The following is a 12,934-nucleotide window of genomic DNA, read 5'->3' as shown; positions in this document are numbered from 1 at the left end:
AACCCAGAGGGCCGCCGGCGGCGCGCCGCCTCCGGCGGAGCGGTTCGCCGAGGGCGGCGCGCCACCCGCAAGGTCAGCGGTCCACGTGGAGGGTGCCGAACGTCACCTGGGGTGTCGCACCCGCGAAGTTACGGTCGACCTCGGCGCGTTCGGCCGCGCTCGGGGCGGCGTTCTGGCAGCTCACCGGCGCGCTCGAGCCCGACATCAGGTCGCTGCACAGGCCCGTACGCCGGTCGGGCAGGCCGAGGATGTGCCCGATCTCGTGGGTGGCGATGCGCAGGGGGTAGTAGCCCTGGTCCACGGCCTGCCAGGCCCATCCACACGGTGCCGCGCCCCAGGCTGGTGGGCAGGGCGCGGGGCCAGCCGTTGTCGGCGATCACCACGAAGTGGGCGGGCGTGCCGCGGACCAGCCGTACGTTCGACACGTTGGCGTTCCAGACCTGCGCCGCCTGATCGATGGTGGCGCTGAACTCGGCGGCGCGGCTCGCGTCGTACCGGATGACCGTGACGAGGGCGGCGGCCTGCGCGGGGGCGGTGATGAGCAGGAACGCCAGGCTGAGTACGGCGGACAGGACGATGCGAAGGCGTTTGGTCACGGAGCCTCCTCCGGAAAGTTGGGGGTGTTGTGACGGTATGCGCACCACCAACCCCCGGAAGAGGTACCAAGTTGCTCCTATCACCGTGATATGGCCCCGCTCAGCAGATCGACTGGCGGCTGTTGACCAGCGTGTTGTTCCTGAACGTGATGTTGACGCCGCACGGGTTCTCCACGAGGGCGGAGTTCGTGACGGTCAGGTTCTGGATGGTGATGTCGGCGGTGTTGGGGAACTCCGAGCGGGCGGCGATCCGGATGTCGCCCGGGCCCTGGACGCTGCCGCCCTGGGCGGCGATGTTCACGTTGTAGCAGTTCTCGATGAGGATCGCGTTGTTGCCGGTCTGGGCGATGTCGACCCGGTTGATGACGGCGCCGCCGCTCTCCGAGACGCAGAACACGCCCCTGCCGCCGCCCCGCGCGATGACCTGGTTGACGCGGATGTTGGTGGGATAGCCGGAGCCGATCCTGCCGTTCCTGTTGGCCATGCGGAAGGCGGCGTACCCGGTGCCGGTGCCGGCGTTCTGCGCGTCCACCGTGTCGACCGTGGCGTTGATGGTGTCGTTCAGCAGCAGGCCGGAGTGGCCGGTGTCGCGGGCGACGACGGTGCCGACGGTGAGGCCGTCCACGCCGTACGTCTCCACGCCGTGCGTGCTGGTGCCCGAGACGTAGACGTTGTCGATGCGTACGTTCCTGGTCCGTACGCTGCGGTCGCCGTGGTTGTCGATGCGGATGCCGAGCCCGCTGGACAGGCGCAGATCGATCTGGCCGAGGGTGATGTCGGTGCCGTTGCGGACGAAGATGCCGTACAGCGGGGTGCCGGTGACGTTCAGGTGCTGGACCTCGACGTCGGTGACGCCTCGTGCGTACACGACGGCCTGGTCGCCGGAGCCGGAGCCGGTCACGTTCACGGTGCCGCAGACGTCCAGCACCGTGTAGCTCGGCAGCGACAGCCGCGAGCCGGCGCTGATCGAGCCGGAGCCGCGTACGACGACGCGCTGCTTGGAGGTGCGGCCGGCGGTGAGGCTGTTCACGGCGGCCTGCATGGCCGACAGCATGCTGCTTCCCGTGTAGACGGTCCTGCTGCCGTTGCGCGCGGTCCAGGTGCCGCCGCTCAGCACGGCCTCGGCGTTGTACGAGCCGTCGCCGCAGGCCAGCGCCTTACTGGGGGGCGTTTGCGCGGCGGCGGGGCCGGACAGCGCGGTCGCCGCGAGCGCGAGTGCGGCGAGGCCCGTGATGAGTTTCCTCGTGCTGCTGCGTAACATGCTCCGCTCCCATGAATCGATTCATTCGCGACAAAGCTCCTGACCTGCACATTTGCTCGGCAGCAAGCGGGTGGAACGGGGGTTGAATCGCACGGAGTATCACAACGTTCAAATCGGCCGTCAACCGAGCGTGAAACTTACATGACAAGCCCTCTGACTCCTGGCGATCTCCTCACAAAAGCCGCGCTCTGCGGTCATCGAAAACTGTCAGTGGCCGCGTGCACACTCGGAGCATGCAGAACGAGTCGCTCGACATCGGCGAACTAGCCCTCCCCAGTTGGAGCGTCCACACCGACAAGATGGCGGAGGTCGGTTTCCTGACCATCGCCAGACGGCTGCCGTCGCTCGTCGGTCAGGCCCTGCGCATGGCCTGGCAGGCGAGCCCCCGCGACACCCTGGCCACCGTCGTGCTCAACCTGCTCGGCGGCCTGTTCACCGCGTTCGGCCTGCTGGCCACCACCGGCGTGCTGACCGCGCTGTTCAGCGAGGGCCCCACCCCCGACCGCGTCATGGCGGCGCTGCCCAGCCTCGCCCTCGTCGGCGCCGCCGCGGTGCTGCGCAGCTCCGTCCAGGCGGGGGCGGGCTGGGCGCAGTCCCGGCTCACCCCCCAGATCGCCCGCCACACCGAGGAGCGCCTCTACGGGCTGACCAGCCGGGTGGAGCTCGTCTCCTACGACGACCCCGACTTCCACGACTCTTTGGAACGCGCCACATCGCGCGGCGTGGCCGTGCCCGGCTCCGTGGTCAGCTCGGCCATCGACGTCGTGACCGCCGTCATCGGCATCGGCGCCGCCGCCGGTGTGCTCGGCGTGCTCCACCCCGTTCTGCTCCCGCTGCTGCTGCTCGCCGTCCTGCCCGACGCCTGGGCGGCGGTGCGCAGCGCCCGCATGCGTTACACCGCCATGTACTCCCTGATCCCGGTGGCCCGCCGCAAGTGGATCATCGGCGATCTCATGGCCAGCCGGTCCTGCGCCGCCGAGGTGCGCTCGTTCTCCATGCGCGGCTTCCTGCTGCGCATGTACGACGTCGTGGCCCGCGCCCAGCAGGACGTCCTGCTGCGCCTGGCCCGCCGCCAGACGGTGGCCAGGCTGGTCGGCGACGCGCTCGGCGGCATCGGCACCGCGCTCGTCTACGTCGCGCTGGGCGTCCTGCTGGCGATCGGCGCCATCCCGCTCGCCGTCGCCGGCACCGCCGTCCTCGCCATCCGTTCCGGCCAGACCTCGCTGGCCAACCTCATGTACGCCACCAACCACCTCTACGAGCAGGGCCTCTACTTCACCGACTTCCTCGACTTCTGCGCCGAGGCCGAACGCCGGGTCACCCGCCCCCGCTCCCGGCCCGCCCCCGACCGCTTCTCGGCCATCACGGCCGACAACGTCACCTTCACCTACCCCGGCGCCGACGGCCCGGCCCTGCGCGGGGTGTCGGTCGAGATCAAGCAGGGGGAGGTGATCGCGTTCGTCGGCGAGAACGGCTCCGGCAAGACCACCCTGGCCAAGATCCTCGCCGGGCTCTACGAGCCCGACAGCGGCACCGTGCGGTGGGACGACACCGACCTGCGCGAGGTGGGCCCCGACGAGCTGCGCCTGCGCACCGCCGTCATCGCGCAGGACCACACCCGCTGGCCGCTCGCCGCCCGCTACAACATCACGATGGGCACCGACAAGGGCGAGCCCGCCCTCCACGCCGCCGCCTCGGTCGCCGGGGCCGACGAGGTCATCGCCGAGCTGCCCCACGGCTACCGCACCCTGCTCGACCGCCGATTCAAGGACGGTCACGAGCTGTCCGGCGGCCAGTGGCAGCGCATCGCCGTGGCCCGGGGGTTCCATCGCGACGCTCTCCTGCTCATCTGCGACGAGCCCACCGCCGCCCTCGACGCCCGCGCCGAACACGCCCTCTTCGAGCGGGTACGCGCTCACTCCGACGGCCGTACGGTGCTGCTCATCACCCACCGGCTGGCCAGCGTGCGCTACGCCGACCGCATCTACGTGCTCGACCACGGCGAGGTCACCGAGCAAGGCGACCACGACACGCTCATGGCGCTGAACGGCCTCTACGCCGACCTCTACACCCTCCAGGCGGCCGCCTATCGATGACCGCCGCGTTCAGGCGACGGTGACGTCAAGGAAGATGGGCCGCTTGTCGGCCAGCAGCGGCGCGCCGTCCTCGTCGGTCATCTTCCAATAGATCTTGCAGCGGCCGGGCGAGTCGGAGGCGCGCACCCGTACGGTGATGTCCACCGATTCGCCCGGACGTACCGGGCCGATCGCCACCCGCTTGGGGGCCTTGCAGGGGGTGTCGTTCATGCGGGTGAGGTAGCGGTCGTGCCAGTGCACGTTGCCCGCGTTCCGGATGCGCCAGGTCTTGTCGAACCGCTCGCCCGCCCGTACGACGCTGCCGTCGGGGTAGGTGACGTCCCGCTCGAACACGGAGTCATCGTGCGGGGAGGCGGGCACGGTCGGTGTGGCCGGGTGCGGCGAGATGGGCTCGGTGGGTGTGCTCGTGTGTGGTGAGGTGGGCTCGGTCGGTGTGCTCGCGTGTGGCGAAGCGGTCTCGGTCGGTGTGGCCGGGTGCGGCGAGGTGAGCGCGGTGGGCGTGGCCGGGTGTGGCGAGGCGGGCGCGGTCGGCGGGATCGGGGTGTCCGGCGTGGTGCTGGTCGGGGCCGCGTGCTCCTGCCGGTCGCCGGCCACCGTCGGCACCAGCCACCCCAGGACGACGGCCGCCACCCCTGCCACCGCAACGACGGCGGTCACCAGCGCCGTCCTGCGGCGCGGCACCGGCTGCGGGTGGGGGTCGGGCTGCGGATGGGGGTCGGCTGGCGAAGCGGCCTCCGCGGTCGCGGCCTCGGGCGCGGTGACCGGGGCCGCCGAGGATGCGGTCGCCGCAGTCGTGTCCGCGGTGGACGCGGACGCGTGTCCGGAGGGCGTGGTCGTGTGTCCGGGAGGTGCGGTCGCGTTTCCTGGGGCGGTGGTGGTGTCGCCGGAGGGTGTGGTCGCGGTGCCTGGGCAGGCGGTCGTGTCGTCGGAAGGGGCGGTCGTTTTCTCTTGGGCGGTGGTGGTGTCGCCGGAGGGGGCGGTCGTTTTCTCTTGGGCGGTGGTGGTGTCGCCGGAGGGGGCGGTCGTTTTCCCTTGGGCGGTGGTGGCGTCGCCCGAGGGTGCGGCCGTGTTGCCTGGTGCAGTGGTCGCCTCTCCGCATGCGCCGACTGCGTGCGCGGAGGGTGTGGTTGGCGCAGTCGTGCCGCCCGCAGGCGTGGTTGTGGCGTCTGGGGCGGTGGCTGGGTTGTTGGGGGCAGGGGTTGGGTGCGCGGACGGCGCGGTGGGCGCGGGCGTGCCGCTCGAGGACGCGGGCCTGTCGTCTGCCTGGGTGGCCACGTCGACGGGGGAGGCGGCTGCTTCCGCAGCGTTCTCAGACGGAGCGGCGTGGTCTCCGGGAGCAGCAGTTCCGGCGGGTGCGTCCCCGGACGGAGTGGTCGCGGGCACCGGGTTGCCTGCGTTGTCGGGGCGCACGGTGGGCGTGCTCCTGCTGTCGTCCGGACGCTCGGCGAACGCGTCCTCGTCGGGAGCGTTCTTGTCATGAGCCGGTGCAGGGAGAGCGGCGGCGTTGTCCGCGGCCGTGGCGTCGGCGGCCGACGGTTTCTGAGGGCTCGAAGGCCGGCCTCTTCCCAGCGGGCGCGCCACTCGCGGCGTACCTCGTCAGGGTCGCGGCCGAGGCGATCGACGGCGAGTACGCGGACGAACTCCCACGTCGTCTCCCAGCTTGGCAGCGCTTTCCCTCGGGCGGCCGCTGCCAGGGACGACTTGGAGGCCGCCGCGCCGAGCTTGGAGGCCATGTCCGCGAAGGACGGGTCGCCCGCCTCCTTCTTGAGCTCCCAGAGAAGGTGTGCGAAGAGCGCGACGGGCCCCGATGCCGGATCCGGACGGATCGGCCTGCGCCCCCGTCGCGTGCTGGCCGTGCCTTCGCCTTGATGTCCAGGTGACTGCGCCATCCCACCCCTATTTCGGTCAGTCGCATGTACGGCGATCGCCGCATCACATCAAGACCAAGGGAGGTTACCAAAAGGCCCTTCGGCGGACGAAATGCCCCAATCGGGGAACGGCAGAAAGGGATGAATTGCTCTTATAGTGATGAACTGGGGCATGCGGTGTCGCCTCTGAGGGCGGCTCCGGAACATTTTCGGCTCGGACCGTTCCATCCATGGCCAGACCGTAAAACCTTCCGGATTGCGAATCGGCTGGTCGAAAAGCGGCCTTCCGGTAAACGGCGCGAGTCGGCGGTCCTGCAATTGTGCGGGCATTTCCAGTAGCGCAGCGGGTGCAGGAAAGTGCAGGTCAGCGGACTGGGCCTGGCACGACGGCAGGCCCCACCTGAGCAGCCGCCCGGAGGACCTGAGCAGCCGCCCGGAGGCTCGCGCTATCAGCCGCACAGCCGACATGGCCGGCGCTGGATCGGCCGCATGGTCGGTGGCCAGTGTGGGGTAGCCGTACCGGTCGGTCGTGTGGTCGGTACGGTCGGTGTGCGATCGGTCGGTCGTGTGGTCGGTACGGTCGGCCCGCGACCGGTCGGCCGCACGGTCGTGCCTGCCCGGGTCGGGGGCGGTGATGGTCGTGTGGTCGGGACGGGTGGGGCGGGGGCGGTGACGGTTGCCCGGTCAGCGGCTGGCGTGGGGGCGGTGGTGCGGCCGGTGCCGGTCAGCCGAGCCAGCCGGGCGCGACCAGGACTGCCCATGCCGCGAGAGGGCCGGCCAGGACGATCGCGGCCCCGTACGCCAGCAGCTTGCGGTAGAAATCGTCCCTCGGCATGCCGCGTACGTTGGCGACCAGCAGCGCGCCCGTGGTCGAGAACGGGCTCACGTCCACGATCGCCGACGATACCGACAGGGCGGCGATCATCGCGATCGGGCCGAGCGTGCCCTGCGACAGCAGCGGTACGGCCAGCGGCACCAGCGCGCCGAGGATGCCGACCGTCGAGGCGAACGCCGACACCACGCCGCCGACGTAGCAGATGAGCAATGCCACCAGCAGCGGGACGCCGATCGCGGCCACCGCCGAGCCGACGTAGTCGACGGTGCCGATCTCCTGCAGCACGCCGACGTACGTGACGACACCGCAGATCAGCAGCACGGTCGGCCAGGCCACCCGCTCCACCGCGCCCTTGTTCGACTTCGGCGAGGTGAGGGAGAGCACGACGGCCACGGTGATGGCGGTCAGCCCGACGTCCAGCTTGAACGCCAGTACGGCCACGCACAGCGCGACGATGCCGGTGAGTGTGAGCGCCTGGTGCGCGGTCAGCCGCAGCCCACCATCGTCGGCGGTCGAGGGCTGTCCGGTAGCGGGTGCGGCGGTTGTCGCGGGTCGTTCCGTCGTGGGTGTGGCGGTGGTCTGGGGTCGTTCCGTCGTGGGTGTGGCGGTGGTCTGGGGTCGTTCCGTCGTGGGTGTGGCGGTGGTCTGGGGTCGTTCCGCTGTGGGTGTGGCGGTTGTCGCGGGTCGTTCTGCTGCGGATGTGGTGGTGGTCGTCGAGTGTTCCGTCGCCTGAGCGGTCGCCGTCGCGGGTTGTTCTGTCGCGGGTACGTGGGTGCCGCGGCGGATCAGATCACGCCCGCCGAACACGAAGAACACGATCACAGCGGCGGCGGTGTTGTACGCGAAGCTGGACAGGAACAGCACCAGGTAGTCCATGGGCAGGCCGGCCTCGCTTGCGACGCCGTTCACGATGCCGCCGAGCACGCTGATGGGGGAGAACGCGCCGGCCTGCGTGCCGTGGGCCACCATCAGCCCGATGAGCAGGGCGTGGATGCGGTATTCGGCGGCGAAGCCGAACGCGATCGGCGCCAGGATGGCCGCCACCGCGGGGGCGGGCGCGCCGACCGCCGTCAGCAGCGCGGAGATGACGAAGACGACCGGCGGGATGGCGGCGAGCCGCCCGCGTACGAGGTGCACGGCCGCCCGGACCAGCCAGTCCACGGTCCCGTTGTTGGTGGCGATGGCGAACAGCAGCGTCACCCCGACGAGGATCACGAACAGGCTGCCGGGGAACGCGCCGAGGATGTCGTCGGTGCTCATGCCCGCGGCCAGCGTCCCGACCAGGAAGGCGCCGACGAGGGCCAGCGCGCCGAGGTTCACGGGAAAGATCGTGGCCACGACGAACATGAGGATGAGGGCGAGGATGGACAGGAGCTCTGCGGACACTGCTAACTCCGATCTCCCCCGAGAGTCAGGTCAGGCCGGCCGCCTGGTGGACGAGCTCGACCGGGTGGCGCGCCATGCGTCCCGCGCCGTGTGCGATCTGCTGGCGGCACGAGACCCCCGTGGCCGCGAGCAGGGTGTCAGGTGGGGATGCGGCGATCGCCGGGAAGAGCCGGAGACCGCCGATCTTCATGGACAGGTCATAGTGTTCGGCCTCGAAGCCGAACGATCCGGCCATGCCGCAGCAGCCGGCGTCGATCTCGGTCACCTCCGCTCCTGGGATCCTGGACAGCAGCGCGCGGGTGGCCGCCGTGCCGGTGACGGCCTTCTCGTGGCAGTGGCCGTGCAGGAGGATCTCGCGCCCGCGCAGCGCGTCGCCGAGCACCAGCCGGCCGTCGTCGATGGCTTGCGTCAGCAGGTCGGGTACGAGCCTGGCCCGCGCCGCGACCTGCGCCACCCGGGGGTCTCCTGGCAGCAGAGCGGCGTACTCGTCCTTGAGCGTCAGCAGGCACGACGGCTCCAGGCCGACGATCGGCGCGTCGGAGCCGGAGAGGCGGCCGACCATGTCGGAGGCCATCGAACGTGCCTGATCGAGCAGCCCCTTGGAGATGCTGGAACGGCCGCAGCAGCCCTGGGACTCCAGCCGCACCCGGTAGCCGGCCCGTTCGAGCAGCTCCACGGCGGCGCGGCCGGCGGAGGGCTCGCTGAAGGTGGTGAAGGAGTCGGCGAGCAGGATCACCTCCTCGCCGCCGTCCGGTGGCGCGGGGCGGCGGGCGAACCAGCGCAGCAGGTTGTCGCGGTGGAAGCGGGGCAGCGGGCGGCGTCTGGCCAGCCCGAGCGGGCCGCGTACGGCGCCGGCCAGCCAATTGGACACCGGCGCCGTGGCCGAGCCGAGCCGGTTGAGCGTCCTGATCGCACCGAACGCGCGGGAGCGCAGCGGCACGCCGTGCTGACTCTGGTACTGGTGCAGGAACTCGCTCTTCAAGGCCGCCATGTCCACGCCGAGCGGGCACTCCGACTGGCACGCCTTGCACTCCAGGCACAGGTCGAGGATGCCGTGCAGCCGCTCATCGCCCAGCGCCCGCCGCGGGTCGGGCGACGACAGCGCCTTGACCAGCGCGTTGGCCCGTCCCCTGGTGGAGTGCTCCTCCTCGCGGGTCGCCATGTACGACGGGCACATGACGCCGGTGTCGTCCTTGCGGCACACGCCGACGTTCATGCACCGGTCGGCGGCTGCGTGCATGCCGCCGCCGAAGGCCAGCGTGGTGGCCAGCGGGCGCGGCTCGGGCATGGCCGGATCGCGCAGATGCTCGGTCATCGGCGGCGCGTCCACGATCTTGCCGGGGTTGAGCCGCCCGTCGGGGTCGAAGATCCGCTTGACCTGCCGCATCGCCTCGTAGATGCGCTCGCCGAACAGCCGCCGGTTGAACTCCGAGCGGGCCAGCCCGTCGCCGTGCTCGCTGGAGTTGACGCCGCCGTAGCGGGCGGCCAGGTCGGCGACCTCCTCGGCGACCGCCCGCATCGTGGCGATCTCGCCGGGCTCTCGCAGGTCGACGAACGGCCGGATGTGCAGGCAGCCGACCGAGCAGTGGCCGTAGAAGCCGGCGCGCAGGCCGTGCCGGTCGAGCACGCGGGCGAACTCCTCCACGTACGGCAGCAGCCGCTCCGGCGGCACCGCGGTGTCCTCGACGAACGCGAGCGGCCTGCGGCTGCCGACGCTAGAGGCCATGAGCAGGCCGAGCCCGGCTTTGCGGACCTTCAGCACGGCCTCCTGCTCGCCCTTCGTGTACGCCTTGAGCGTGTGGTAGCCGTGCCCGCCCGCCCGCCACGCGGCGGCCAGCTCGTCCACGCGTTCGGCCACCTCGGCGGGGCTGTCGCCGAAGAACTCCACGAACAGCAGCGCCTCGGGATCGCCCTCCACGATGGAGGCGAGCGCCGCGTAGTCGACCCGCCGCCTGGACAGGTCGAGTATGGCCTTGTCCAGCAGCTCCACCGAGGCCGCGCCGAGCGACAGCGCGTCGGCGGTGGCCGCGACGGCCGCCGGGGTCGAGGTGAAGTGGCCCACCGCGATGGCCTTGGCGCGCGGCAGCGGCACCAGACCGACCGTGGCCTCGGTGACCACGGCCAGCGTGCCCTCCGAGCCGACGATCAGCTTGGTCAGGTCCACGTCGCCGCCCGCCGCGGCCGCGTCCAGCCGGTAGCCGCCGGAGTGCCGCCAGAAACGCGGGAAGCCTGACAGATCGAGCCCATCGAGCACCTCGCCGACCGCGGCCTTGAGCCGGGCGTCGGTGGCGAGGTCGGGCGTGCTCGCGTCGGCCAGCACCACCTTCAGCGCCTGGACGTGGTCGATGGTGGAGCCGTACAGGACGGAGTGGCTGCCGGCCGAGTTGTTGCCGATCATGCCGCCGATCGTGGCCCTGTTGCTGGTGGAGGTGTCGGGGCCGAACATCAGGCCGTGCTTGCGCGCGGCCCGGTTGAGCTGGTCCTGTACGACGCCGGGCTGCACCCGCGCGGTGTCGCCGTCGATCTCCAGGATGCGGTTCATGTGCCGGGAGAAGTCGACGATCACGGCGGCGCCCACCGTCTGCCCGGCCAGGCTGGTGCCCGCGCCGCGCGGCAGCACCGGCACGCCCAGCTCGCCGCAGGCCGCCACCAGCGCCTGCACGTCGTCGGCGTGCCTGGGGAAGGCGACGGCCAGCGGCTCGATGGCGTACATGCTGGCGTCGGAGGAGTAGAGGTGCCTGGTGTACGGGTCGTCCCTGACGTCGCCGGCCAGCAGCGGGGCCAGCGTGCGTGCCAGGCTCACGCGGCGCCTCCCGGAATCGTCCGTGCCAGGCTCATGCGGCGCCTCCCCGAATCGTCCGTGCCAGGCTCATGCGGCGCCCCCCGGAATCGTCCGTGCCAGGCTCACTCGGCGACCTCCAAGCCCGCTGAGCCCTCCGAGCCCTCCAGGTAGGCGAGCGCCGCCCGCGCCCCGCCCTCCTTGATCGGCACCCCGGCCGCCGCCAGCCCCATCTCGACCCCGCTCAGCGTGCCCGCGAGCATCAGGTCGTTGAAATGGCCGAGATGCCCGATCCGGAACACGCGGCCCGCCAGCCGGCCGAGCCCGGTGCCGAGCGACATGTCGTACCGCTCAAGGATCAGGCGTCTGACCGCGTCGGCGTCGTGGCCGTCCGGCAGCACCACGGCGGTGAGCGAGCTGGAGTACGCGCGCTCGTCGGCGCACAGGACCTCAAGTCCCCACCCGCGCACGGCCCGCCTGGTCGCCTCCGCGTGCCGGTCGTGCCGGGCGAAGACCGCCTCCAGGCCCTCCTCCTCCAGCATGATCAGCGCCTCGCGCAGGCCGTACATGAGGTTGGTGGGCGGCGTGTACGGGAAGAAGCCGCGCCGGTTGGCCTCGATGATCGGATCCCAGTCCCAGTACGAGCGCGGCAGCCGCCCCCGGTGGGCCAGCGCCTTCTCGCTGACGGCGTTGAATCCCATGCCGGGCGGCAGCATCAGCCCCTTCTGGGAGCAGCCGACGGTGACGTCCACGCCCCAGTCGTCGTGGCGGTACTCCATCGAGCCGAGTGACGAGATCGTGTCCACCAGCAGCAGCGCCGGATGCCCGGCCCGGTCGAGGGCCTCGCGGATGTCGGGTACGGGACTGCGCACGCCGGTCGAGGTCTCGTTGTGCACCACCATCACGGCGGCCACGTCGGGGGTGAGCCGATCGGCGAGCGCGGCCGGGTCGGCGGCGTGCCGCCAGTCGCCGGGCACGACGTCCACCACGAGGCCGAGCCTGGCGGCCAGCTCGCACCACAGCGTGGAGAAGTGCCCGGTCTCGAACGCCACCACCTTGTCACCCGGCGACAGCGTGTTGACCAGCGCCGCCTCCCACGCGCCGGTGCCCGACGAGGGGTAGCAGACGACCGGCCCCGAGGTCATGAACACGCCCTTCAGCCGTTCCAGCACCTCGCCCGTGAGCCGGGCGAACTCGGGTCCGCGATGGTCGATGGTCGGCTGCGCGATCGCGCGCAGCACCCGGTCGGGAACGTTGGTCGGCCCTGGGATCTGCAGGAAGTGCCGGCCCACTGATGGATCACCTCCGTGCCGTGTGACGGCACGGCGTGCCGCATGACGGCGCATTCACCGTAAAATCACACCGCAGAGGAGTCAATGATGAGAAGCGTGGTGAACGCCCTCCGAGCGCTCGAAGCGGTCGCCGCCCGCCAGCCGATCGGCGTGGGCGAGCTGGCCCGCGAGCTGGGGCTGCCCAAGAGCACCGTGCAGCGGTCGCTGAAGACGCTGCACGAGGCCGGGTGGATCAGGCCCGCCGGGGGCGAGGTCACGCGCTGGCAGGTGACGAGCAAGGTCTTACGCCTCGCCCGCACCACCGAGCTGAGCCTGCGCGATGCGGCCATGCCCGTCATGGAGGAGCTGCGCCAGCGCACCGGTGAGACGATCCACCTGATGGTGCCTGAGGGCGACGCGGTCGTGCTCATCGAACGCCTGGAGACCGACAAGCCGGTGCGCATCGTGCTGCCGCTCGGCATCAGGCTGCCGCTGCACGCCTCCGCCAACGGCAAGGCCGTGCTCGCCCACCTCGACCGCCCGCTCGGCGAGCTGCCCGCGTACACCGAGAACACCATCACCGACCCAGCCGCGCTGCGGGCCGAGCTGGAGCAGGTGCGCGCCCGCGGCTACGCCGACAACCGGGGCGAGTGGCGCTCCGACATCGCGGCCGTCGCCGCCGCCGTGCTCGGCCTCTCCGGGCCCGTCGCCAGCCTCAGCGTCTCCACCCCGGCCGGCCGCATGACGGAGAGGCTGCGCGCCGAGTACGGCGCACTCGTCACGGAAGCGGCCGCCGCGCTGTCCAGGCGCTGAGCCGTCACCCGGCACGGGCGGGACGGAGA

General features: G+C 71.4%; 9 protein-coding genes. 3 read left to right on the top strand and 6 right to left on the bottom strand.

Going from position 1 to position 12,934, the window contains the following annotated elements; all coding sequences use genetic code 11:
* Positions 1–73 precede the first annotated feature (73 nt).
* Positions 74–301, bottom strand: coding sequence for a snapalysin family zinc-dependent metalloprotease (locus WBK31_RS24315; protein WP_406673195.1), 228 nt, complete (start codon positions 299–301; stop codon positions 74–76).
* Between the two features lie 23 nt (positions 302–324).
* Here WBK31_RS24315 and WBK31_RS24310 point away from each other — a divergent pair, with 23 nt between their 5' ends.
* Complete coding sequence (locus WBK31_RS24310) at positions 325–453, top strand: hypothetical protein (protein ID WP_406673194.1); 129 nt, start codon at positions 325–327, stop codon at positions 451–453.
* Between the two features lie 243 nt (positions 454–696).
* Here WBK31_RS24310 and WBK31_RS24305 read toward each other — a convergent pair whose 3' ends face one another.
* The gene (locus WBK31_RS24305) at positions 697–1,857 is read right to left on the bottom strand and encodes a hypothetical protein (protein WP_364056089.1); all 1,161 of its coding nucleotides are present in this window, start codon (positions 1,855–1,857) and stop codon (positions 697–699) included.
* A gap of 233 nt (positions 1,858–2,090) precedes the next feature.
* Between WBK31_RS24305 and WBK31_RS24300 the strand changes: the two genes are divergently transcribed.
* Entirely contained in the window at positions 2,091–3,953 is a 1,863-nt protein-coding gene (locus tag WBK31_RS24300; RefSeq protein ID WP_378787388.1) for an ABC transporter ATP-binding protein, read from the top strand.
* A gap of 9 nt (positions 3,954–3,962) precedes the next feature.
* Here the strand turns inward: WBK31_RS24300 and WBK31_RS24295 are convergent, their stop codons facing one another.
* From WBK31_RS24295 to WBK31_RS24280, 4 genes are all read right to left on the bottom strand, one after another.
* Entirely contained in the window at positions 3,963–4,610 is a 648-nt protein-coding gene (locus WBK31_RS24295) for an NBR1-Ig-like domain-containing protein (protein ID WP_406673193.1), read from the bottom strand.
* A 1,935-nt stretch (positions 4,611–6,545) separates the two neighbouring features.
* Positions 6,546–8,042, bottom strand: coding sequence for an SLC13 family permease (locus WBK31_RS24290; RefSeq protein WP_406673192.1), 1,497 nt, complete (start codon positions 8,040–8,042; stop codon positions 6,546–6,548).
* A gap of 25 nt (positions 8,043–8,067) precedes the next feature.
* A complete protein-coding gene (locus tag WBK31_RS24285) occupies positions 8,068–10,845 on the bottom strand; it encodes an FAD-binding and (Fe-S)-binding domain-containing protein (RefSeq protein ID WP_406673191.1) in 2,778 nt (925 codons plus the stop codon).
* 101 nt (positions 10,846–10,946) lie between these two features.
* On the bottom strand, positions 10,947–12,113 hold the full coding sequence (locus tag WBK31_RS24280) for an aminotransferase class V-fold PLP-dependent enzyme (protein WP_364056071.1): 1,167 nt from the start codon (positions 12,111–12,113) through the stop codon (positions 10,947–10,949).
* A gap of 99 nt (positions 12,114–12,212) precedes the next feature.
* On the opposite strand from WBK31_RS24280, the gene WBK31_RS24275 reads away from it, so the two are divergent.
* Positions 12,213–12,905, top strand: a complete 693-nt coding sequence (locus tag WBK31_RS24275; protein ID WP_364056068.1) for an IclR family transcriptional regulator — start codon at positions 12,213–12,215, stop codon at positions 12,903–12,905.
* Positions 12,906–12,934: the final 29 nt, after the last annotated feature.

Origin of the sequence: Nonomuraea sp. N2-4H (genome assembly GCF_045291505.1) — a bacterium.
Classification (GTDB): domain Bacteria; phylum Actinomycetota; class Actinomycetes; order Streptosporangiales; family Streptosporangiaceae; genus Nonomuraea; species Nonomuraea fastidiosa.
The sequence above is the reverse complement of the archived record's forward strand: the minus strand, read 5'-3'. Positions and strand labels throughout refer to the sequence as shown.